Below are 22,325 nucleotides of genomic sequence, written 5' to 3' on the forward strand. Positions count from 1 at the left end.
ATGAAAATTCTCTGGACCCTGCCCTATCTGCCCTGGCCGGCCACCAGCGGCGGCAAGACCCGCCAGTACCACCTGCTGCGTGCCCTGGCAGCGCGGGGGCATCGCATCACCTTGCTGGTGCAGTCCAAGACCGCCCTCGATGACGCCACCCGCCAGGCCCTGGAGCCCTGGCTGGAACGCCTGATCGTGCTGCCACGCCGCCCATTGCGCAGCCTGCGTACCCTGCTGGCAGTGCTGCTGGCGCCCTATCCGATGCTGGCCTCTGTCAACGGCCTGGCGCCGTCATTCCAGGCACGCTTTCGCCAGTTGCTGGACGAGCCCTGGGACGTGATCCAGATCGAACACAGCTACAGCTTCCAACCCTTTGAAGCCCCCCTCCAGCAGCTGCAGCGGGACTTTATCCTCACCGAGCACAACGTCGAGTCCGCCCTCGGCGCCGCCAGCTATGATCGCTTGCCCACCTGGGCCAAGCCCTTCACCCTTTATGACCAATGGCGCTACCGGCGCTGGGAGCACCGGGTGTTCAGCCAGGCGACCCAGGTCATCGCGGTCACTGAACAAGACGCTGCCAACCTCCAGCAACTGACCGGCAAACCCACGGCGGTGGTGGTCAACGGTGTGGACTGCGAGCATTACGCGGATGTGCACCCAGACCTGCACAGCCAGCGCCTGCTGTTTATCGGCAACTACGAATACAGCCCCAATCTGGATGCCGTGGAATGGGCCCTGGAAGCGATTCTGCCGCGCCTGTGGCAACTCAACCCGCAGGTGCGCTTTGCCATTTGCGGCTATGCCCTGCCCGACAGTTTCCGTCAGCGCTGGCCTGATCCACGCATCGAGTGGCAGGGGTTTGTGCCCGACCTGCGGGACCTGCAACAAAACTCGGCGGTGTTCTTCGCGCCCCTGCGCCAGGGTGGCGGTTCCAAGCTCAAGGTGCTGGAGGCCATGGCCGCCGGCCTGCCTGTGGTCACCACCGCTCAGGGCAGCTCCGGCCTACGGGTGAAAAACGGCGAGCATTACCTGGGCAGCGAAGACCCTGGCGCACTGGCCCAGATCCTCGCCGATGCCCTGGCCGACCCAGCGCGCCTGCTGCAAGTGGGCGAAGCCGGCCGTGCCTACGTCAAGGCCGAGCATGACTGGGCCGAGGCCGCCGCCCAACTGGAAGCGGTCTACCACCATCTTTCCCCTCTCAAAGAAGAAGTGTCCGTATGCGCATAGGTCTGGATTACCGCCCCGCCGCGGGCTACAGCAACAGTGGCATTGGCCGGCAGAACCTGGCCCTGGAAGACGCCCTGCGCGCCAACCCGCAGGTACGCCTGCAACTGTTCGGCGTGGCACCCGAAGACCACCCGCTGCGCCGCCGCGTGCATTGCCCAAGCTGGGGCGCGCCATTGCAAGGCATCCATCGCCTGCCCGGCCGACTCAGGTTCGAGGGCGCCTTTCTGCCCGACGCCCTGCGCCGGGCCGAGGTCGAGCTGTACATCTGCAACTTCAACATGGGCTTGCCCCTGGGCAAAAAGCCCGCCGGCCTGCGTTATGTCCTGCAACTGCATGACCTGTTCCAACTGACCCTGAACAACAGCCATGGCTCCCGGCTCAAGGAGCGCGTGTACCGGTTCACCGATCGCCTGTCGATCGGCCATTCGGTCAAACAGGCCGACCGTATCTGGACCCCTTCGCAATACACCGCGGATGAGCTGGTCAAGCTGTTCCCCGAAGCCCGGGACAAGGTGCGGGTGTTGCCCAACCTGGTGCCTGGTTTCACCGGTGCCGCGGCCGATATCAGCGACCTGCAACTGCCTGCCCGCTACTGGCTGGCCGTTGGCACCCGCGAGCCGCGCAAGAACATCCCGTGGTTCGTCAGTGCCTGGCACGCTGCTCGGCAGCAGAGCCCCGAGGTGCCGGAACTGGTGCTGGTGGGCGCCGCCGAGCACCTGCCGGATGAACTGCGGCACCTGCCGGGCCTGCACTACCTGAGCGACCTCAGCGATGCCCAGCTACAGGCCGTGTATCAACAGGCCCAGCGCTTGTGGCAACCGTCGTATGCCGAAGGTTTCGGCCTGCCGGTGATCGAAGCCCTGAGTGTCGGCACCGGCGTGGCAGTGGCCAGCGGCTCGGCCCTGGATGAGATCACCCCGCCCCACAGTCCGCGCTTCTCGCCCACCGACAGCCCGGCCCTAACCCACCTGATGGTGCAATTGGCCAGCGCCACGCCGGACAACCCCGACGAGCTCAAGGCCTGGGCCGCACGGTATGCCGAAGCGGCCTACCAGGAACGCTTCAACGCCTTGCTCGAGGAACTCCAGTAATGCCCATGGCCATGCCAATCGCGCTGATCTGCAGCCTGCTGTTCGGGGTGCTGGTCTGGTTGCTGCCGCCGCTTAAAGTGCTGGTGCTGATGGTTGGCATCATGGCGACGGTGACGATCATCCGGCGCCCGTTGCGTGGTTTGCTGCTGTTTGCGGTGATCGCCACCTTCCTGCCTTACTCCACCGTGCAGATCGGCTTGCGCACCACGGTGTCCGAGGCGCTGATCCTGCTGGTCTGGGGCAGCGTGCTGGCCCAGGGGCTGTTCTCCAACCTGACCCGCACCGGCAAATTGCTGCGCACCGAAAAACTCCTGCTGGCGCTGATGGCGTTCAGCGCATTCCCGTTCCTGATCGGCCAACTGACGGTCAATGCCGATGGCAATGGCCCGGTGAACTGGGTGCGCTGGCTGATGAACCTGTCGGTGCTATTCCTGGTGCCGCGCCTGCTGGACCAGGAAAGAACCCGGGAGCAGATGGTCATCGGCCTGCTGCTCGGCACCCTGCTGCTGTTGTTGCTGTCGATCCCGGTGTTCCTCAAGAACGGCACCGCCACCGCCATGACCCCAATCCTTGCCGGCCTTGGCTATGGCGGCATCGACGTACTGGGGGACAGCCTCAGCGCGCTGTCCACGCGCATGGGTTCGCCCTGGATGCACCCCAACGTCACCGGCGGCGCCATGGCCCTGACCTTGCCCCTGGCGTTCTGCTTTGGCCTGACCCGCAGCGGCTGGCCCCGGGCCCTGGGCCTGGCAGTGGCGGCATTGGGCGCGGTCGGGCTGTTGCTGTCCGGGTCCCGCGGGGCGCTGCTCAGCCTACTGGTGGTGCTGGTGTGGATGGCCCGCAACCGCATCCCCTACACCGGGCGCATGCTGATGGCCGGGTTCGCCCTGGGCACCTTGCTGCTGATGCTGTACCCGCCGCTGCAGGATCGCCTGGGGACCATGTTCTCCTCATCCGATGCCAGTACCAGCGTGCGTTTCGACGAGTACTCACACTTCCCCGCCGCCATGGCCATGTTCCCCTTCGGCATCGGTTTCAAGGTCGACCCGCCCGTACCCGGCACCGGATTGTGGGGCATCTCCAACCTCTGGCTGAACTTCATCTATAAGCTCGGCGTGCCCGGCATGCTGCTGTTCGTCGCGGTGATCTGGAGTTGGTGGCGAGAAACCCGCCTGCCGTTCAAACCCCTGACACTGACCCGAGACAACGCCATCTGGCTCGGCACCGGAGCCGGGGTCACGGCGGCGCTGATCAGCGGCGTGTTCGACCACTATTTCAGCTTCACCCAGGTATTGATCGCCCTGTTCTGGCTGCTGCTGGGCCTGAACCTGCACGAGGCCCAGCGCCTCAAGCGCAAAAGCGCCCCTACAGACTTATCTCCTTCAGGAAGCCGCCTATGAAACATCGCCTGATGCACTCGCTGAACCTGAGACAGGCCCTGCCTGAATACGCGCAAAAAATGGCCGTCAGCCTGGAAGAGCTCGAAGCGGCTTATGAGTGGATGCTGGAAAACAACGTGATTTTCGAGCAGCCCCTGAAGGGCAATGTGCTGACGTTCATCAGCTACCTGAACATCGAAACCCGCATCGAGCCGCCTCTGCCCCGGCGTTTCTACGGGGTGTTGGCACGCGAACTCAAGGGCGCGCTGATTCCCCTGTACGGGATCAATTGGCCCACCCTCCGCGACCGCATGCTGCGGGTCTGGGAACAGGCCTACAACATCCTCATCTGCAAGATTCCCAGCCACACCTTGCGCCTGCTGTGGTTGCGCATCGGCGGGGCGAAGATCGGCAAGGGCTCGTCGGTCTGGCGCAACACCGAGGTGCTGGGGGTCGACAGCCTGCGCATCGGTGCGGACAGCACCGTGGGCTGGCACTGCCAACTCGATGCCCGAGGCGGCCTGATAATCGGCGACCACGTCACCATCGCCTCTCATGTGCTGATCATCGCCGGCGGCCACGACTTGCAGGCCCCTGAATTCTGGGCCGTCGGCGGGCCTATCTACATTCATGACTACGCCTGGATCGCCAGCCGGGCACTGCTGTCTTTCGGTGCCGACATCGGCGAAGGCGCCGTGGTCGGCGGCAACTGCGTGGTGAGCAAACCCATCCCGGCCTACGCCATCGTCGGAGGGCCGGATGCCGCGATCAAAGGCGAACGCTGCCGTAACCTGACCTACAAAGTGGGCGGCAAAGGCCTGTTCACTTTGTTTCACTGAGCCGCGCCATGTTCGGCTCGACGCTTTGGCTGACCCTGGCCACCCTGACCGGGCTGGCTGCCGGCTTCGCCCGGGAATGGCTGCTGGTGGCCTCCTGGGGGGCCGGCGGGCAAAGCGACGGTTTCCTGGTGGCGATGTTTCTGCCGGAAGCCTTGCGCATGGCCCTGGCCGCCGGATTGCTCAGCGCCGCAGCGTTGCCCCTCTATCAGCAACGCAACAGCGCTGAGCAGCAGGCCTGGCTCAGCACCCTGGTGCCATGGCTGATGCTGTGCGGCCTGTTGCTCGCGGCGCTGCTGAGCGTCGGAGCCCCTCTGTGGGTACGGCTGATCGGGCCGGGGCTGGGCAGCGACGGCTATGCACTGGCCAGCAGCGGCCTGCAATGGCTGGCGTGGTGCGCCCCCGGGTTCCTCCTCCACGGCCTGTTCTGCGTGCCCTTGCAAGCCCGGGCGCGCTTCGTCCTCGCCGGCCTGGGCTCTTTGCTGTTCAACTTGCCGCCCGTGTTGTACCTGGCGCTGTACCGCCACGCCGCCAGCCCCGATGGCCTGGCGGCGGCCTGCGTGCTGGGTAGCCTGCTGATGCCCAGTGTGCTGTTGCCCAGCCTGTACCGCGACGGCTGGCGCCCCTGGCGCTGGCAGCGGCTGCCGGGCGCTGGCCGGGAACTGCTGCAACGCATCGGCCCGCTGCTTAGCAGCAACCTGGCCAGCCAGGGCCTGGCCCTGCTGGAGCGCATGGCCGCGTCGCTGCTCGGCGAAGGCGCGGTGACCTGGATCAACCTGGCGCGCAAGTTGATCAACTTGCCGCTGATCGCCCTGATGAGCCTCAACCAGGTGCTGCTCGGGCTGATGAGCGGCAGCGCCGGCGAACAGCGCCTAGTCCTGCTGCGTAAAGGCTTGAGCAGCGCCACCTTGCTGACCGTTCCGGCGGTGGTCGGGTTGATCGGCGCCGCCGCGGCCCTGGTGCACCTGCTGCTGCCCAACCAGGCGGCCGACAGCCCGCTGCCGGAACTACTCGCCTGGTTCTCGGTGCCACTGATGTTCGGGGCCTGGAACGCCCTGTTGGCGCGCTATGCCTACGCTGCCGGCGACACGCGCCTGCCCCTCAACTGCGAGCTGCTGGGCAGCCTGCTCAACGCTGTGCTGCTGGGGCTGCTGCCATACTTTTTCGGCTTGATCGGCATTGCCCTGGCAGCCATCGGCGGCGTGATCCTGACCGGGCTGCTGCTGCTACGTCGCCAGCAACTGCTGGGCCTGGTGCCCTGGCGCAGTCATTGGCTGATCGGTGCCGGCGGCATGCTGCTGGCAGCGCTGCTGTTGCATCCACTGCAATCGATTGCCTGGCAACTGGGGCTGAGCACCGCTGTGGGGCTCCTGCTGTTGCTGGTTCTTGCCGCCTGGTTACGACCCTGGCGCGCCCCTGCGTCCTGAAGCTGGAGGGTGAATGATGTCGACACTCAAAGTGGCCGTTGTGATTCCGACCTACAACGGCCGGAACGACCTGGCGCGCCTGCTGGACTCCCTGGAACGGCAGAGCGCACCCTTCGATACGCTGATCGTCGATTCCAGCTCCAGCGACGGCACCTGGGAGCTGGCCCAAGAACGCTGTGCCAACGTGCTGCGCATCGACAGCAAGGACTTCAACCACGGCGGCACCCGGCAACTGATGGTGCAGCGTCACCCCGACTATGACGTCTATGTGTTCATGACCCAGGACGCCTACCTGGCCGATTCGCAAGGGATCGCTGCGATCGTGCGACCCTTTGCCGATGCCCGGGTAGGCGCAGTCTGTGGCCGGCAATTGCCCCACCTCAATGCCACGCCGCTGGCTGAACATGCACGGCGCTTCAATTACCCCGCCGAGTCCCAGGTCAAAAGCCTGGAGGATGCGCCGACCCTGGGCATCAAGACGGCCTTCATGTCCAACTCATTCGCCGCCTACCGGCGTGAAGCGCTGATGCAGGTCGGTGGTTTCCCCGTGCACGTGATCCTCTCCGAGGACATGTACGTCACCGCCAAAATGCTCATCGCCGGCTGGAAAATCGCTTATGAAGGGCAGGCCTGCGCCCACCACTCCCACAACTATTCGCTGAAGGAAGAATTCCGCCGCTACTTCGACATTGGCGTGTTCCATGGCCGCGAACCCTGGATCCGCCAGACCTTCGGCGGCGCCGGCGGCGAAGGCCTGCGCTACGTCAAATCGGAGCTGGCGTTTCTCGGCCCCGGGCGCGTGCTGCAATGGCCCGGCTCGCTGCTGCGCAACGCGGTGAAACTGGTCGCCTACAAACTCAGCCAACAAGAGCGATTCTTGCCGCTGGGCCTGAAAAAGAACCTGGGAATGTACCGGCGTTACTGGGACAGCCCTTACGCTTAAGGCATGCCCGACAGCATGAAGTGACTTGTCTGACAGCATATTGAGAATCGCCTGAATTGACCCCCTTCAGGCAATCGGTGAAGGTTTATCGCAGGCGCAAATGCCTCACACAAGGAAGTGCACCGCGATGAACGACAAGAATATTTATGCTGGATCCCACCCGGTCAATCGCCTGGAAAACCAGGCCTGGCTGGCCAACCACTCCGCACAGCAACTCGATCGGCATCCGGCTCCCGAACGCCGTCAGCGCGCTGCGCGGCACCGGCAGTTGCTCAAGCGGCTCGCCTGGCTCGGTGCCTCGACCACGGTCATGCTGGCCTTGGTGACCTGGGGTTTCCACAGTCGTTTCGGGTTGTTGCTCCTGCTTCTGCTGCGCTGACCGCCAGGGACTCAAGCCCGGTCATTGCCGACCGGGCTCGCTCCGCAGGGTCAACCCAGGACTTCACTCAGCGGAATGAAGTTGACCGAGTCGCCTTCGGCCAGGGTCTGGCCTTCCAGAACTTCCACCAAGCCTTCGGCCCAGGCTGCGCTACGCAGGACGCCGGAGCTCTGATTGCGGTAGATGATTGCTCGCCCATTCTCAAGTCGCCCGCGCAGGTACTCGCGGCGATTGCCCGGCTTGCCCCAGGTAAACCCCGCCGGAACCGGAAACTGCAACGGCCGCACGTCCTGCACGCCCTGACGGCGCAACAGGTAAGGTCGTGCCAGCAGCGCGAAGGTCACCAGTGTCGATGCCGGGTTGCCCGGCAAGCCGATCACCGGCACCCCACGGAAATGGCCAAAGGTCAGGGGCTTTCCAGGTTTGATGGCCAGCTTCCACAGGGCGATCTCGCCCTCTTCACGCAGGGCAATCCCCAAGAAGTCCGCCTCGCCCACTGAAACGCCGCCGGTGGACAGAATCAGGTCGACATCCCCCAATTCCGCCAGGCGCTGGCGGGTGGTGGCCAGGTCATCGGGCAGAATCCCGGCATCCCGAACTTCGCAGCCCAGGCGCTGTAGCCAACTGCACAGCAGGACCCGGTTGCTGTTGTAGATCTGCCCCGGCCCCAACGGCTGCCCGGGCTCCACCAGTTCGTCGCCGGTGGACAACACCGCCACCCGCACCCGCCGAACCACCTCCAGCTCGGCATACCCCAGGGAAGCGGCCAACCCTTGTTCGATCGGCCCCAACTGCGTGCCGGCCTGCAGCACACATTCACCGAAGGTGGTTTCCTGACCCTGGGGACGGATGTTCTGGTCGATGCTCAAGGCCTCGGTGAACACCACGCGCTCGTCAGCCTGGACCTGGGCATTTTCCTGCATCTCAACGCAGTCGGCGCCTTCAGGCACCGGTGCCCCGGTGAAGATCCGGGCACAGGTGCCGGGGGTCAGCGGCTGGGGTGCTTGGCCGGCAAAAATCCGTTGGCTGACCGGCAAGGGCTGGCCTTGCCAATCCGCCACGCGCAAGGCGTAACCGTCCATGGCACTGTTGGGCCAAGGCGGCAGGTCGAGGGTCGAGATCAGGTCTGAGGCCAGCACCCGCCCCTGGGTATCGGCCAGCGGCAAACGCTCGCGCTCAACGATCGGAGCGGCCTCGGCCAGCGCCAGCAGACGTTCCAAGGCGTCTTCAACCGGCATCAAGGCACCGCCCTTGCCCGGCTTACCCACGGGATTCACAAGGAGCGGCCTGCTTCAAATGAGGCACGAAATTGCAGGGGCGGTGGCGTGAGTCCAACTGCTCGGCAAGGATCCCGTCCCAGCCGGTACGCACCGCATTGGTGGAGCCCGGCAGGCAGCACACCAGGGTGCCATTGGCCAGCCCGGCCAGCGCCCGTGACTGCACGGTGGACGTGCCAATATCGGCCACGGATATCTGCCGGAACAGCTCACCAAAACCATCGACTTGCTTGTCCAACAGGCAACTGACCGCCTCGGGGGTGCTGTCGCGGCCGGTGAAGCCGGTGCCACCGGTAATCAGCACCACTTGCACCACGTCTTCGGCGATCCAGTGGGCCACCTGGGCACGGATTTTATACAGATCGTCCTTGAGCAAGACCCGAGCCGCCAGGTTGTGGCCGGCGGCGCCCAGCCGGTCGACAAAGACCTGCCCGGAGGTGTCGGTTTCAAGGGTGCGGGTATCGCTGACAGTCAACACCGCGATGTTCAGCGGCACGAAAGGTACATCAGCCTTGGCTTTCATCGGCTCGTTCCAGTTGTCGGAGAAACAGCCCGGTGTTATATCACAGCGCTCTGTTTCACCGCCCCTCTGGAGACCCGCCATGACCCTGATCGCGCCGCTGCCCCCTTGCTCCGTCCTGCTGCTGGCGGGAGGTCGGGGCCAGCGCATGGGCGGCCGGGACAAGGGGCTGGTGGAGTGGCAAGGGCAGCCACTGATTGCCCACTTGCAGCGCCTGACCCGGGGCGTAAGTGATGACCTGATCATCTCCTGCAACCGCAATAAAGAGATCTACGCGCCGTACGCCGACCAGTTGGTGCATGACGACAGCGACGATTTTCCCGGGCCGTTGGCCGGTATCCGCGCCGGCTTGCGCGCGGCCCGCCACCCGTTCCTGCTGGTGCTGCCCTGCGACGTACCGCAAATCGATGCCACACTGATCCAGGCCATGCGCCACAGCGCCAGCCAGCAGCCGGAGCAGCCATTGATGGTGCGTCACGGCGAGCATTGGGAACCCTTGCTCTGTGTTATTCCCACCGTGCTGCTGCCCGCATTCGAGAACGCCTGGCAGGCCGGCGAACGCAGCCCCGGGCGAGTTATGCGCCACTTGCAGGCCCAAGCTCTGCAATGTCCGGAAAATGACCCAAGGTTAGCTAATCTGAATACACCGGAGCTGCTTCTTCAACCGTACAACGTGGCAGAATGACCGCGGTCAAGGAACTTGCAGACAGCCTATACGTCTGAAGATCAGCATTTAAAAGTACTCATTTCGGAGACACACCATGACTCAACGGACCCTCGCCACGCTGATGCTTGCATTGGGCCTCGGCACACTCGCCGGCTGCGCCTCGCCGACAGTGATCACCTTGAATGACGGCCGTGAAATCCAGGCCGTGGACACCCCTCAATACGATAAGGATTCCGGCTTCTACGAGTTCGAACAGTTGGACGGCAAGCAAACCCGGATCAACAAGGATCAGGTGCGTACCGTCAAAGAGCTGTAAGCCTCAAGACACTGCCCCAGCAATGAATAAAGCCCGACTCGTTCGGGCTTTATCGTTGTTGCGCTAAGAAAACACTTCACCACTGCAAAGTGATGCGGCTGTCGAATGTTCGCTCCTGGCCAGTGACCGGGTCGATAAACCGCAGCCCTTGGGCCAGTAACTTCAGGGGGTTGGCGTAATCATCGGCCGCATCCGGCAAGACCTCAGGGTAGAACGGGTCATTGCAGATACCCGCCCCCAAGGCACTCATGTGCACCCGCAACTGGTGCTTCTTACCGGTCACCGGGTACAGACCATAACGCCAGAGCTCACCGTTCTGTTCCCGAACCTCAATGGCGGTTTCGGTATTGCTCGGTCCCTCCCCCTCTTGCATGCGAAAAAACGGCTGCCCATCCACCAGGCGGCTTTTATGCACCCTGGGAAACGCCAACTCAGGCAGCGCCGGGGCAATCGCCTCGTAATGCTTTTCGATCTGCCGCGTGGGAAACAGTGCCTGGTAGGCCGAGCGCGTCTCGGGGTTGGCGGAAAACAGCACCAGCCCCGCCGTGTGCCGGTCGATCCGGTGCAACGGCACCAGATGGGGGTTATCCAGGCGCCGGATCAAACGGCGCAGCAAGGTTTGCTCAACGTACTCGCCTGCCGGCGTGACCGGCAGAAAATGCGGTTTGTCTGCCACCACCAGATGCTCGTCGGCGTACAGGATCGACTCCTGCACCGGAATGACCTTTTCGTCGGGCACTTCGCGAAAATAATGAATCCGCAGGCCTTCACGGTAAGCCAGGTCGATGGCGATGGGCTGCCCCTGCCCGTCCAGCACCCGGCCACGGGCGATACGGTCCAGCCAGTGTTCACGGCTGATGGCCTTGAAGTGATCACACAGGCAATCAAGCACCGTCAACCAGGAGCCGGGCGGCAGGTAAAGGGTGCTGGCCTGGTGCTGTGCAGCAGAAAAGGGTGCGGTGGACATACAAACGCTCAAGCGATCAAGGCAAGGCGGCATTATCCAGCAAGGGCTGCGGGGAGCCTAGGGGAGTTTCCCCGAACCCGGCACCTGACACACAACCGAGCCTAAGCCGGTGTCCCCTGGGCGTGGGCGGCGGCGTCGGTGAATTCCTTGAGCCAGCGCAGAACATCCACGGCGTCCCAGCGCCCCGGGTCATAGAGCGCATACAGCAGGCCCTGATACCCCACCACATCCAGTTGCCGGTGGTAACCCGCACGCTGGAACAGGGCCTCGATTTCAGCAAAGCAGGTGTTGAAGTGCAGCTTGTTGAAGGGCGTCTTGCCTTCCGTGACCAGGCCATCGAGGCGCAACTCAAGCACCGCCTCACGCACTACGTCGGCGGACATTCGGTTTACGCTGTTTTTCAGTTGTTCGACATTGACCATCATCTGTTCCTTTGTCCTCTTGATTCGCCCTGAGCCTCTGAAGCGGCATACCCTGGCCTCAACTGCGCCCCACATAACTGACCACCCACAACACCACGCCCCAGATCGCCCCCGTCTCCCGGTCATCCAGGGCAATGGATGGGATGGAAGGACGTGAGGCCTTGAGCAACAAGCCGCCCTTGGGGTCCGGCGCCACCAGGCGTACGCCGAAGGGGGCGGCCCCCTCCAACTGCACCACCACGTACTGGTCCACCACCGGGGTGGCCGAACGGTCGACAATCAACCGGTCCCCCGGGTAGATGCCAAAACCCAGCAGGCTGTCATCGTCGACCAGCACCGCACGAATCTGCGGCGCGCCAAGGCCCACGGTGCGATCGAGGGAGAACCCGCCGTCGGCGTGATCCACACCCCGCGACGCCCTGACGCCGTCAGGTTCGATGGAGGATGAGGGCAAATGCTGCAAACGCTCGGCGCGAGCGAGGATGGTGAGAGACATGGCGAGGCATTCCGAATAGCTGTACATGCATACAGTAAACGAATCAGCGGATCTCGCCAATGAATTAGATCAGGGGGCGACCAGCGGAACGCCGATCGTGAGAGGGCTCAACGTACAAAAGCCACCACTTGTTCGGCATCAAAGGGCCAGTCCAGCTCGGCACCGGTGTCAACCCGGCGCAACACCGGAATCCGCAAGCCGTAGGCGTCGAACAGCGCCTGGCTTTCACCGATATCCACCAGTTCGACCATCAACCCATGCTCCACCAGGGGCATCAGCTCGGCCTCGGCGAGTTCACAAAGGTGGCACCCCAGGGTGCCGAACAACTGGCATTCAGATGGCATGACCGTGCAACCAGAAAAGGACAGGCACGTATTCTAGGCCCCTGTAAAAAAGCCGTCGACCGCCACAGCCTCAGAGAATGAACTTGACCCGGCGGCTGGCCAGGATCAGCAGCGGCGCCACCGCGAAGGCCAGTACCAGCACCAGCCCGCTCATCACATTGCCATAGGCCAGCCCCGCGCCCAGCGCCGCGTAAATAAACCAGGGATGCACGTAATACACCGCCGAAGACAGCTTGGCCGGAATGCCGTTGCTGGACGCCCGGTAGTACACGAACGGTAATAGAAACAGCGCCGGGGTGACCACCAGCAATGAGGCAAGAAAATCGAAGTTCTGCTCAACGTCGGCGCGCAGGGCGAAGTTCAATCCGGCCTCCGCCAGGATCAATCCCAGGCCCAGCAGCAACCCAAGCCAGACCGCACGTCGAGTCACCTTTTCCGGGACCTGATGGCGTGCGAACAGAAAGCCGATGGTCATGAACGGAAAGCCCATGAACAGGAAATTGCGTGCGGTGTAGTCGTTCTGGTTGAAGTGCTGCAGGAAGGCGTTGGGCAACTCGTAGTACACCCGCGCATATTGCAGGCACAGGCCGATCGCAAACGCCCCCAGGGCCAGGCCGATCAGCAGCCCCGAGGCGCGCCGGCGCAGTATCAGCAACAGCACGCCGCCACCGAGCATGCCCAGCAGGTACCAGAGGTGGAAATAGCCGATCAGCAGTTTCTTCACCACGCCCAGCACGCCACCGAGACTGAACAGCGTTGCAGGGTCCACGTACTGAGGGCTGTACACCAGCATCCAGAACAGATAGATCAGCAGCCCACGCTTGAACCACTGGGCAAACGAATGCCCGGCGCTCAGCGTCTGGAACAGGTAGTAACCATTGATGATGAAAAACGCCGGCACCGCGACCCGGAACAGGCCATTGCACAGCACATACCCCAGGGCGTTGTAGTTGCCTCCGAGAAACTTGCAATGCAAGGCCACCACCATGACTGCGAGCACGACTTTGAGAAGGTCGAGATTGCCATTCAGGACTTTGGCCATCGAAGCTCCCTGCTGGAACGAGGCAGAACCGGCTTACACCGGATCGTAATGTTTGCGGCTCGGGGCCACGCGGAATCGACGTTTGCAGTAAGCCGTCGCCCGATCGAGGATCGGCTTCTCATAGAAGTGATAACCCACCCAGCCATAACAAAGCACCGCGGTCATCATCAGCACGGCAAAAAACACGTTGTCCCACGGGCTGGAAGGCCAGGCGCCGATCATTTGCCAAGCGCGACCGATCACCCCCAGCACCAGCAGGTGGGACAGATAAAGGGTGTAGGACATGTCGCCTACCGCCGTCAGGAACGTCGGGACCTTGATCAGGCTGCGCCGCTCCAGCAGCGCCAGGGACAAGGTCAGGGCACCAAAGGTCAGGCCCACGGCAACCATCCGCGGCAACCCTTCACTGGCGTACAGGCCACTCAAGTAGATCAACGGAAAGCCCAGCAGCAGCGCCACCGCCAGTGCCACCCAGAGCAAGGAACTCGGCAGCCTGCCACTGTGGGGGCCGTAGAAAAACAGTGCCAGGGCGCTGCCGACAATGAACTCCAGGGCGTAGGGGTGGAGCATGATTTTCAGCGCCGGCGAGTAATCCTGCCAATTGAACAGCAGGTTGAAGACCACGATCACCCCGGCCCAGCCCAGCAACAGCCACGGCAAGCTTTTCTCCCGCAGGCACATAAAGGCGCTGAACAGCAGGTAGAACCACAATTCGAACACCAGCGACCAGGCCACCATCACCAGCAGCACCCGTTCATTGGGCAATAACAGGAACGACATCCACAGGTTGGAACCGCCGTGTGAGCTGTTGACCAGGCTCGGCTGCCAGAGGTAAACGCCCAGGGTGATAAAAAAATACAACCAATAGGTGGGGTAGATCCGCGACAGGCGATTGAACAGGAAGCGCTGGGTCTCGACGACGTTCTGGAAGCGCCCGCGGCTGACGATGACCATGACAAAACCGCTGATGACGAAAAACAGATCGACACCCAATTGAAAGAACTGCAAGAACGCTGGCAACAACACATCGCCCGCGGCGTACTTGAACTCCACAGACGTCATATGAAACAGCACCACTCCCAGCACCGCCGCCCCGCGCAACCCTTGCAGTGAATACAGACGCTCCATAAACCTCTCCGGCTCCTCACTGACAGGCCACCCTGTGCCTGCTGCACCACGACCTTCGCCGGCCGCCCTTGAGCATAGCGAAGCATGTTCAATTTGAGACATCTTCCATAAAGAATGATGCACATCAGCGTCACGTATTCTGGATTGAGCGACCCTCGCGGCCTTTTTGCCGCTACGCTCGGTTATCGCCAGCGCCCCCTGTCGGGAGACATCTGTGTTCGCCAATCTGCTGATCATCCTCGCCTCCTCCCTGGTGGTCATCGCGCTGTTCCGACGCCTGCGCCTGCCGCCAGTCCTCGGCTATCTGTGCGTCGGCCTGCTGGTCGGCCCCACTGCCCTGGACTGGGTGAACGACAGCGAGGACCTGCCGGACCTGGCGGAGTTGGGGGTGGTGTTCCTGCTGTTCTCCCTGGGGCTGGAATTTTCGCTGTCGAAGATGCTCGCACTGCGCCGCGTGGTGTTCGGCCTGGGCAGCGTGCAGGTGCTGTGCACCGGCAGCGTACTCGGCGCCTTGCTGGTGGCGTTTGGCATGCCCTGGGTGGCGGCGTTGATGCTCGGCGCCGGGCTGGCGCTCTCCTCCACCGCCATCGTCAGCAAGGAGTTGAGCAGCCTGGGGGAGATATTCAGCAGTCATGGGCAGAACGCTATTGGCGTGTTGCTGTTCCAGGACGTGGTGGCCGTGCTGTTGCTGACCCTGGTCCCGGTGTTTGCCGGCAGCAGCGACCTGGCCTGGTATTGGGCGTTACCCAGCACCCTGGCCAAGACCCTGGTGCTGTTCGTCGGCCTGCTGCTGGCCAGCCGCTGGTTACTGCCGCGTCTGTTCCATGAAGTCGCCGCTTCCCATTCCGCCGAACTGTTTGTGCTACTGGCCCTGGTCATCGTCTTGCTGACAGCCTGGCTTACTCACCTGCTGGGCCTGTCGCCCGCCCTGGGCGCCTTCCTCGCTGGCATGCTGCTGGGGGAAAGCCATTACCGGCATCAGATCGAAGCGGATATCCGCCCCTTTCGCGACATTCTCCTGGGCCTGTTCTTTGTCAGCATCGGCATGCTGATCGACCTGCAATTGTTCACCAGTCACGCACTGCTGATCCTCGGTCTGACCCTGGCCCTGATGCTGATCAAGGGCGGCGTGGTGGCTGCCGTGCTGATCATCCGGGGCCGCGATGGCGAGACCGCCTGGCGCAGCGGCCTGGCCCTGGCCCAAGGCGGTGAATTCTGCTTCGCACTGATGGCGCAGATGCAACAGAGCAAACTGATGCCCGGTGAAATCAGTGGCCTGCTACTGGCCGCCACCTTCTGCTCCATGCTGCTGACCCCGCTGTTGCTGCGTGCCGCCCCCCGGCTCGCCGCCGCCCTGCACCGCAAGCCGAACCAGGAGGCACAACTGGAACACATCAGTGCCATGACCGCCGAGCTGGCGGGGCACGTGGTGATTTGTGGCTACGGCCGCGTGGGGCAATCCATCGGCCGCTTCCTGCGGCGCGAGCAACAGCGCTTCCTGGCCCTGGACGACGATCCGGTGCGGGTGCAAGAGGCCGCCGCCGGTGAAAGCTGCGTGCACTACGGGGATTCCCGCCGAGGTGAACTGCTCAGCGCGGTGGGCCTGGAACGGGCCCGGCTGCTGGTGATCGCGGTGGATAAAACCGACATCGCCCTGGCCGTCCTCAAAGCGGCGCGACACCTCAACAGCCAGGTGCCCATCCTGGTCCGCACCCGCGACGACAGCCAACTGGCTGAACTGAAGGCGGCGGGCGCCAGCGAAGTAGTACCGGAGTTACTGGAGTCGAGCCTGATGCTCGCGTCCCACGCCTTGATCATGCTTGGCGTGCCGGAGCAGCAGGTGCAAAGCAAGGTCGACGAAGTCCGCCACAACCGTTATCGCCTGCTGCATGGTTTCTACCACGGCGCCCAGAGCAACCTGCTGGATAACCGCGGCCAGCCCAAAGTGCTGATGCATGCGGTGAAGCTGGACATCGACGCCTACGCCTGCCAACGCCCCCTGCGGGACCTCGGCCTGGAGCCGTTAGGGGTGGATGTACAAGGGCTGCAACGGGAGGGCCAGGAGCAGGCCCTGGACACCAACCCGCTGTTGCAGCCCGGGGACACGGTGCTGATGTCCGGCCCCCTGGCGGCCATCGAAGCCGCTGAAGCACGGTTGCAGGGCGGACAGTGAAGACGCGCGGGGCTGAGGCACCGCCCGGCCCTCGCCCGCACCGCCCCCGACCATCAGTCCTGGCTGACAGCGCCGATCTTGTGCACCGACAGATCGGCGCCGTAATACTCTTCTTCCTGGGTCAGGCGCAGCCCGTGCAAGGCCTTGATCGCGCCGTATACGACAAACCCGCCCACCAGTGCCACCACCACACCCAACGCGGTGCCGATCAACTGGCTGATCAGGCTGACGCCCCCCAAGCCGCCCAAGGCGCCCTGGCCGAAAATACCGCAGGCAATGCCGCCCCACACGCCGCACAAGCCGTGCAGCGGCCATACGCCCAGCACGTCGTCGATTTTCCATTTGCCTTGGGCCGCGATAAAGCACCAGACAAACAAGGCACCGGCAATGGCCCCAGTCACCAGGGCGCCCACCGGGTGCATCAGGTCGGACCCGGCGCAGATCGCTACCAGCCCGGCCAAAGGGCCGTTGTGCAGGAAGCCCGGGTCGTTGCGACCGACAATCAGGGCCGCCATAGTGCCGCCGACCATGGCCATCAACGAGTTCACCGCCACCAGCCCGCTCAGGCCTTGCAGGGTCTGGGCACTCATCACGTTGAAACCGAACCAGCCGACAATCAGGATCCACGACCCCAGGGCCAGGAATGGAATGCTCGACGGTGCGAAGGCCACCAGCTTGCCATCGCGGTAACGACCGTTGCGCGGCCCCAGCAACAGCACCGCCGCCAACGCCAGCCAACCGCCCATGGCGTGTACCACGACCGACCCGGCGAAGTCATGGAAGCCGGCGCCGAAGCGGGCCTGCAACCAAGCCTGCAAGCCGAAGTTGCCGTTCCACACCATGCCCTCGAAGAAGGGGTAGACGAAGGCCACGATCAGCGCCGTCGCACACAACTGCGGCACGAAGCGCGCCCGTTCGGCGATGCCCCCGGAAATGATTGCCGGAATGGCAGCGGCGAAGGTCAGCAGGAAGAAGAACTTGACCAGGCCGTAACCGTGGTCGCGCTGATCACCGCCGCCGGCTGCAGGAAGCTCACGCCGTAGGAGATCCAATAGCCTATAAAGAAATAGGCCAGGGTCGAGACGGCGAAGTCGCTGAGGATTTTCGACAGCGCGTTGACCTGGTTCTTCTGCCGGACCGTGCCGACCTCAAGGAAGGCGAAGCCGGCGTGCATGGCCAGCACCATCACGGCGCCGATCAGGATGAACAGGGTATTGGAACCATGGACCAGACTGTCCACAGCGCTTTGCAAATTTTCCATGGAGTTGGCAGACCTGCTATCAGCAACAGCTTCAAGCCAATGATGGCGCCCTCCAAGTCGCACCAAGTTAGCGCCCGGCACGCTATTGAAGCGCGTTTGGCGAACCGTTTTGGCGCACGACGTCGAAGAGCGAAATCCTGCTTGAAGAGGTTTTGTTAAGTTTCTAATTTTTTAGGCTAAGGTTTCGCGCGCCCTGCGCCACCGCATGCGCGTTTTCAGCGCAATCGGCCTCCCTGGCGCACCAGCACAAAGCAAAAGCTGTACCAGACAATTGCAATGAACCTTCAGCCAAGGCTCATACTCGAAGCACACACAAGCCATTACGGAGATAACCATGGCCAGCAAAACGGCAAAGACGGCTCAAGAAATACTCATGGCGGACTTTCAGGCACTGGTCAGTGACACGGAGCGTCTGCTGGAACACACCGCCAGCCTGGCCGGTGATCAGGCCGATGAGTTGCGCGAGCAGATCCACGACAGCCTGCTGCGCGCCCGGGAAACCCTGCAACTGACCGAGGCCTCCCTGCGTGAACGCGGCCAGGCTGCCGTCACCGCCACCGAGGACTACGTACAGGCCAACCCCTGGCAGTCCGTGGGCATCGCTGCCGGCGTGGGCTTTCTGATCGGCCTGTTGGCCACGCGGCGCTGATCATGGCGATCGGTGAATCCGGCTCGTCCTCGACCTCCTCATCGCGGCGCCTGGGCGCGGCTGTCCTGGGCCTGTTGCACAGCCATGTCGAGCTGTTCGGCATCGAGCTGCAAGAACAGAAAGCCCGCACCGTCAGCCTGTTGCTGTTTGCCGGCCTGGCGCTGGTCTTTGCCCTGCTGTTGCTGGTGGGGCTGTCGGCGCTGGTGTTGATCCTGTTGTGGGACAGCTATCGCCTGGCCGGTATCATCGGCCTCTGCGTGTTCTATACCCTGGCAGCGATGTTCTGCGGCCTGCGCCTGAAAGCCGCGATCTATGATGAATCTTCGCCCTTCCACGCCACCCTCGAAGAGCTGGCCAATGACCGGGAGCGCCTGCTGCCATGAGCCTGCCCGAGATTCCGCAAAGCAACTCCCGCCGGGAAATGCGCAAGGCCCTGATCCGCCTGCGCATGGAAATGCACCGCCAGGAAATTCGTCATGAGTCCCAGCAACTCATGCAACCGTTGCAACGCATGCGCGGCCTCGGTCAGAACTGGCAGGAAGGCCTGGGCATCAAGCACGCGCCGTTATGGGGCGTGGCCGTGGTCACCCTGCTGGGGTTCATCACCGGCAAAGGCGCCAAAAGCCGCGGTGTCGGCAGCCTGACTCGTCTGGTGCGCCTGGGCACCGGCCTGCTGCCGCTGATCAAGTTGGTGATGCAAGGCTCCTCGCGCAAAAACTGAGCAGTCACTATCTGGCTACATTCTTGCTAAGCAACCTGGATAGGCCCTTTCGGGGGCCGACTCCTGCCTGTCCCCATGACAGTCACGGCTCCAATTCCAACAAGACTCTTCATAAGGAGGCCCTGTGATCGACGGGCAACCGCTTGCCTGCTTTCAGCCATTTATCGATACCGCCACCGGCCGTATCGCCGGCGTCGAAGCACTGGGACGCCTGCTCCAGGCCGATGGCCGAATGCAGTCGGTGGGGCCCTTGTTCGCCGAACCGAAGACCGCTTCCAGCGCCTTGCGCCGCCTTGACCGGCAGATCCGCGACAACGCCCTGAGCCGCCTGCATGAAGCGCCGCCCGACTGGTTCCTGAGCCTGAACATTTCCCCGCGCTGGATCAGCCGCCTGCGCGCCGGCCAGGCCCTGCCGAGCCTCAAGCAACTGCAACAACACGGGGTCGACCCGCGACGCATTGTCTTCGAGATCACTGAACTGGGCGGCAACAGCCAGCGCCTGGCCGAGGTGGTGGACCGCTATCGCCAGGCCGGAGCACGCATTGCCATCGACGATTTTGGCGCCGGCTACTCGCAACTCGACCGGGTCTTGGCGCTGCAGCCAGACATCCTCAAGCTCGACATGCGCCTGTTCCAAGCCGCTGCCCGTGGCGGCCCAAGCAGCGACGTGGTCAAAGCCCTGGCACAGATGGCTGAGAAAACCGGCTGCTGGATCATTGCCGAAGGGGTGGAAACCGAAGCCGAGCTGAATTTCGCCCTCGAATGCGGCTCACGCTACGTGCAGGGTTTTCTGTTCGCCCGGGCCGAAATCGACTTCTTTGCCACCGATGCCTTTGTCCAACCCTTCGCCCGACTGCGTGAGCGCTACGTGCAACAAAAGCTCATGGAACGCACTCGCCTGATGGACATGCGCCGGCAACTGGCGGAACTGATGGCCCTGCTGCAAGCCTGGGCCCAGGCTCGGGCGCCGATCAGCCAACTGCCGCAACTGGATGCGTTCCCCTGGCTGCTGCGCTTCTACCAATGCGACCGGCATGGCACCCAATTGACCCCCAACCTGGAATGGCGCAATCAGGGCTGGGTGGCGGACAACAGCTACGTCGGCCATAACTGGTCGTGGCGCCCGTACTTCTATCACCTGCTGGCCGAAGGCTGGGACGAGCGCCGCCTGACCCTGTCCAACACCTACCGTGACGCCACCAGCAACCAGTATTGCCTGACCGCCGGGCAGTTTTTCGACAACGGCCAGCGCCTGCTGCTGATCGATATCGACGCGGTCGGCCTGTAATCCCGATCGGTTGCAAGCCGGCTTGCAGGCGAACGCAGCGACCTGATGAATGTGCGACCAACGGGCCCTTTCGCCGGCGAACCGGCCCCTACAGGGGGGCGCAGGCCATGCCATTTCCGTGCAGGAGCTGGCTCGCCAGCGAAAGCGACGGCCAGGTGGGTACACAAGTACAGGCTATGCGCCTCTTGCGGCCAAGCCCGGGAAACCGGAAGCTCTGCCCTTCAGTCTTTTTCGGAGAGACCCCGCCTTGGATTGGCAAACCCTGCTCAACCGCGAACGCCTTGGAAAGCCTGTGCACAGCCCTGAAGAGCTGGGCCGCAGCCCTTTCCACAAGGACCACGACCGCATCATCTTCTCCGGCGCCTTTCGCCGCCTGGGGCGCAAGACCCAGGTGCACCCGGTTTCCAGCAACGACCATATCCACACCCGCCTGACCCATTCCCTGGAGGTCAGTTGTGTCGGTCGTTCCCTGGGCATGCGCGTCGGCGAAACCCTGCGCAGCGCCCTGCCAAGCTGGTGCGACCCCAGCGACTTGGGGATGGTGGTGCAGTCAGCCTGCCTGGCCCACGACATCGGCAACCCGCCCTTTGGCCACTCCGGCGAGGACGCCATACGCCACTGGTTCCAGCAGGCTGCCGGACGGGGCTGGTTGGACGCGATGAGCGAAGCCGAGCGCAATGACTTCCTCAACTTTGAAGGCAACGCCCAGGGCTTTCGGGTCCTGACCCAGCTCGAATACCACCAGTTCGACGGCGGCACGCGGCTGACCTACGCCACCCTCGGCACTTACCTGAAATACCCCTGGACCGCGCGCCACGCCGACTCCCTGGGCTACAAAAAGCACAAGTTCGGTTGCTACCAGAGCGAACTGCCGCTGCTGGAACAGATCGCCCACAAGCTCGGCCTGCCGCAGCTTGAGGAGCAACGCTGGGCTCGCCACCCGCTGGTGTACCTGATGGAGGCGGCGGACGATATCTGCTACGGCCTGATCGACCTCGAAGACGGCCTGGAGATGGACCTGCTGGAGTACGCCGAAGTCGAGTCGCTGCTGTTGGGCCTGGTGGGCGATGACTTGCCGGAAACCTACCGCCAATTGGGCCCGGGGGATTCGCGGCGGCGCAAACTGGCAATCCTGCGGGGCAAGGCCATCGAGCACCTGACCAACGCGGCAGCCCGAGCCTTTGTCGAGCAACAGGACGCCCTGCTGGCGGGCACCCTGTCCGGCGACCTGGTGGAACACATGCACGGCCCCGCCAAACGCTGCGTGCTCAACGCCAAGGACCTGGCCCGCAAGAAAATCTTCCAGGACAAGCGCAAAACCCTGCACGAGATCGGCGCTTACACCACCCTGGAGATCCTGCTTAATTCGTTCTGCGGCGCCGCACTGGAGCAGCATGGCGGTCGCACCCCGTCGTTCAAAAATCGACGGATTCTCGACCTGCTGGGCAACAACGCACCCAACCCCGGTTGGCCGTTGCACACCTCGTTCCTGCGGGTGATCGACTTCATTGCCGGGATGACCGACAGCTACGCCAGCGAAATGGCCCGGGAAATGACCGGCCGCTCAAGTCCCCAATAACCCGCCCTTGCGACGCCGCCCCAAGCCTGGGGCGGCGCACCTCATGCTTCTTCCCCCCTCGAACAGCATTCAAGAAAAAATTCGGCAACCCACGCCTCTTAATACTCGATAAACCTGGTTGTTTATTCACATTTAAATACATGTAGCGCCTTCTATTCCCGAAGCACTGTAATCCCTTCCCTTATTAGCTGTAGGACCCGTC

Annotated in this window: 23 protein-coding genes and 1 pseudogene; 15 read left to right on the forward strand and 9 right to left on the reverse strand. The window is 63.2% G+C overall.

The window, feature by feature from the left end:
- The 7 genes from M1B35_RS06880 (at window position 1) to M1B35_RS06910 (ending at window position 7,273) form a co-directional block, all read left to right on the forward strand.
- Entirely contained in the window at window positions 1-1,218 is a 1,218-nt protein-coding gene (locus tag M1B35_RS06880; protein ID WP_268261571.1) for a glycosyltransferase family 4 protein, read from the forward strand.
- A complete protein-coding gene (locus M1B35_RS06885; RefSeq protein WP_123328197.1) occupies window positions 1,209-2,309 on the forward strand; it encodes a glycosyltransferase family 4 protein in 1,101 nt (366 codons plus the stop codon). Before M1B35_RS06880 ends, M1B35_RS06885 begins: the two co-directional genes overlap by 10 nt.
- On the forward strand, window positions 2,309-3,709 hold the full coding sequence (locus M1B35_RS06890; RefSeq protein ID WP_268261572.1) for an O-antigen ligase family protein: 1,401 nt from the start codon (window positions 2,309-2,311) through the stop codon (window positions 3,707-3,709). Before M1B35_RS06885 ends, M1B35_RS06890 begins: the two co-directional genes overlap by 1 nt.
- A complete protein-coding gene (locus tag M1B35_RS06895; protein ID WP_123328199.1) occupies window positions 3,706-4,527 on the forward strand; it encodes an acyltransferase in 822 nt (273 codons plus the stop codon). Before M1B35_RS06890 ends, M1B35_RS06895 begins: the two co-directional genes overlap by 4 nt.
- 8 nt (window positions 4,528-4,535) lie before the next feature.
- Window positions 4,536-5,951: a lipid II flippase MurJ gene (locus M1B35_RS06900; RefSeq protein WP_268261573.1), complete on the forward strand. Its 1,416-nt coding sequence runs from the start codon at window positions 4,536-4,538 to the stop codon at window positions 5,949-5,951.
- Window positions 5,952-5,967: 16 nt separating this feature from the next.
- The gene (locus tag M1B35_RS06905) at window positions 5,968-6,894 is read left to right on the forward strand and encodes a glycosyltransferase family 2 protein (RefSeq protein ID WP_123328795.1); all 927 of its coding nucleotides are present in this window, start codon (window positions 5,968-5,970) and stop codon (window positions 6,892-6,894) included.
- A 127-nt stretch (window positions 6,895-7,021) separates the two neighbouring features.
- On the forward strand, window positions 7,022-7,273 hold the full coding sequence (locus M1B35_RS06910) for a hypothetical protein (RefSeq protein ID WP_268261574.1): 252 nt from the start codon (window positions 7,022-7,024) through the stop codon (window positions 7,271-7,273).
- A 50-nt stretch (window positions 7,274-7,323) separates the two neighbouring features.
- On the opposite strand, the gene M1B35_RS06915 is transcribed toward M1B35_RS06910, so the two are convergent.
- Together M1B35_RS06915 and moaB are read right to left on the reverse strand one after the other, a co-directional pair.
- Entirely contained in the window at window positions 7,324-8,550 is a 1,227-nt protein-coding gene (locus M1B35_RS06915; protein ID WP_268261575.1) for a molybdopterin molybdotransferase MoeA, read from the reverse strand.
- The gene (gene moaB, locus M1B35_RS06920) at window positions 8,534-9,073 is read right to left on the reverse strand and encodes a molybdenum cofactor biosynthesis protein B (protein WP_268261576.1); all 540 of its coding nucleotides are present in this window, start codon (window positions 9,071-9,073) and stop codon (window positions 8,534-8,536) included. Before moaB ends, M1B35_RS06915 begins: the two co-directional genes overlap by 17 nt.
- A 79-nt stretch (window positions 9,074-9,152) precedes the next feature.
- On the opposite strand from moaB, the gene mobA reads away from it, so the two are divergent.
- Window positions 9,153-9,755: a molybdenum cofactor guanylyltransferase MobA gene (gene mobA / locus M1B35_RS06925; protein ID WP_123328204.1), complete on the forward strand. Its 603-nt coding sequence runs from the start codon at window positions 9,153-9,155 to the stop codon at window positions 9,753-9,755.
- A gap of 76 nt (window positions 9,756-9,831) precedes the next feature.
- Window positions 9,832-10,053, forward strand: a complete 222-nt coding sequence (locus tag M1B35_RS06930; protein WP_123328205.1) for a YgdI/YgdR family lipoprotein — start codon at window positions 9,832-9,834, stop codon at window positions 10,051-10,053.
- A gap of 76 nt (window positions 10,054-10,129) precedes the next feature.
- Here M1B35_RS06930 and M1B35_RS06935 read toward each other — a convergent pair whose 3' ends face one another.
- The 6 genes from M1B35_RS06935 to M1B35_RS06960 all read right to left on the reverse strand — a co-directional run bounded on the left by M1B35_RS06935 (window position 10,130) and on the right by M1B35_RS06960 (window position 14,452).
- Window positions 10,130-11,020 carry a pseudouridine synthase gene (locus M1B35_RS06935; protein ID WP_268261577.1) on the reverse strand — a complete coding sequence of 297 codons (891 nt, stop codon included), beginning with the start codon at window positions 11,018-11,020 and terminating at the stop codon, window positions 10,130-10,132.
- A gap of 101 nt (window positions 11,021-11,121) precedes the next feature.
- Window positions 11,122-11,442 (reverse strand): transcriptional regulator, encoded by a 321-nt coding sequence (locus M1B35_RS06940; RefSeq protein ID WP_268261739.1) that lies wholly within the window; start codon window positions 11,440-11,442, stop codon window positions 11,122-11,124.
- A gap of 58 nt (window positions 11,443-11,500) precedes the next feature.
- The gene (locus tag M1B35_RS06945) at window positions 11,501-11,938 is read right to left on the reverse strand and encodes a S24 family peptidase (RefSeq protein ID WP_268261578.1); all 438 of its coding nucleotides are present in this window, start codon (window positions 11,936-11,938) and stop codon (window positions 11,501-11,503) included.
- Window positions 11,939-12,045: 107 nt separating this feature from the next.
- Complete coding sequence (locus tag M1B35_RS06950) at window positions 12,046-12,282, reverse strand: glutaredoxin family protein (RefSeq protein WP_123328208.1); 237 nt, start codon at window positions 12,280-12,282, stop codon at window positions 12,046-12,048.
- Between the two features lie 70 nt (window positions 12,283-12,352).
- Window positions 12,353-13,324: an acyltransferase family protein gene (locus M1B35_RS06955; protein ID WP_268261579.1), complete on the reverse strand. Its 972-nt coding sequence runs from the start codon at window positions 13,322-13,324 to the stop codon at window positions 12,353-12,355.
- Window positions 13,325-13,357: 33 nt separating this feature from the next.
- Window positions 13,358-14,452, reverse strand: a complete 1,095-nt coding sequence (locus M1B35_RS06960; protein ID WP_268261580.1) for an acyltransferase family protein — start codon at window positions 14,450-14,452, stop codon at window positions 13,358-13,360.
- 214 nt (window positions 14,453-14,666) lie between these two features.
- On the opposite strand from M1B35_RS06960, the gene M1B35_RS06965 reads away from it, so the two are divergent.
- On the forward strand, window positions 14,667-16,625 hold the full coding sequence (locus M1B35_RS06965) for a monovalent cation:proton antiporter family protein (protein WP_268261581.1): 1,959 nt from the start codon (window positions 14,667-14,669) through the stop codon (window positions 16,623-16,625).
- A 53-nt stretch (window positions 16,626-16,678) separates the two neighbouring features.
- Here M1B35_RS06965 and M1B35_RS06970 read toward each other — a convergent pair.
- Window positions 16,679-17,886 (reverse strand): annotated as a pseudogene (locus M1B35_RS06970) (ammonium transporter).
- Between the two features lie 334 nt (window positions 17,887-18,220).
- On the opposite strand from M1B35_RS06970, the gene M1B35_RS06975 reads away from it, so the two are divergent.
- The 5 genes from M1B35_RS06975 (at window position 18,221) to M1B35_RS06995 (ending at window position 22,123) form a co-directional block, all read left to right on the forward strand.
- A complete protein-coding gene (locus M1B35_RS06975; protein ID WP_123328213.1) occupies window positions 18,221-18,535 on the forward strand; it encodes an ElaB/YgaM/YqjD family protein in 315 nt (104 codons plus the stop codon).
- Window positions 18,536-18,537: 2 nt separating this feature from the next.
- Window positions 18,538-18,918 (forward strand): phage holin family protein, encoded by a 381-nt coding sequence (locus M1B35_RS06980; RefSeq protein WP_123328214.1) that lies wholly within the window; start codon window positions 18,538-18,540, stop codon window positions 18,916-18,918.
- A complete protein-coding gene (locus M1B35_RS06985) occupies window positions 18,915-19,256 on the forward strand; it encodes a hypothetical protein (protein WP_123328215.1) in 342 nt (113 codons plus the stop codon). The genes M1B35_RS06980 and M1B35_RS06985 overlap by 4 nt, the downstream gene beginning before the upstream one ends.
- A 124-nt stretch (window positions 19,257-19,380) precedes the next feature.
- Entirely contained in the window at window positions 19,381-20,544 is a 1,164-nt protein-coding gene (locus M1B35_RS06990) for an EAL domain-containing protein (RefSeq protein WP_268261582.1), read from the forward strand.
- A 247-nt stretch (window positions 20,545-20,791) separates the two neighbouring features.
- Window positions 20,792-22,123, forward strand: coding sequence for a deoxyguanosinetriphosphate triphosphohydrolase (locus tag M1B35_RS06995; protein ID WP_123328217.1), 1,332 nt, complete (start codon window positions 20,792-20,794; stop codon window positions 22,121-22,123).
- The last annotated feature ends 202 nt before the right edge of the window (window positions 22,124-22,325 follow it).

Origin of the sequence: Pseudomonas morbosilactucae (assembly GCF_023241665.1) — a bacterium.
Taxonomy (GTDB): Bacteria; Pseudomonadota; Gammaproteobacteria; order Pseudomonadales; family Pseudomonadaceae; genus Aquipseudomonas; species Aquipseudomonas morbosilactucae.